General features: G+C 56.0%; 1 pseudogene. It reads right to left on the bottom strand.

The annotated features are described in order from the left end of the window. A pseudogene (locus tag SB756_RS33045) lies at window positions 1-252 on the bottom strand (MFS transporter); the annotation flags it as partial.

Genomic DNA, 252 nt, shown 5'->3' with positions numbered 1-252 from the left:
TATGCGCGAAGCGGCCGATAATCGGCGACAGGATCACCGGAATAATCCCTAGCGGCGCAGAGGCCAAACCTGCCCAGGTCGCCGTGTAACCGTAGACCTCCTGCAACAACTGCGGCAGCAGAACAATAGCGCCGAAGTAGAGCATATACGCGAGGCTGATACACAAGCAGCCGATGGTGAAGTTGCGCGACTTAAACAACGACAGATCGACTATCGGGTTATCGTCGGTCAGCTCCCAGACAATCAGGAAGC

The organism is Pseudomonas sp. SIMBA_068, assembly GCF_046534705.1.
GTDB classification, from domain to species: Bacteria; Pseudomonadota; Gammaproteobacteria; order Pseudomonadales; family Pseudomonadaceae; genus Aquipseudomonas; species Aquipseudomonas putida.
This window is presented reverse-complemented; position numbering and strand designations above follow the sequence as displayed.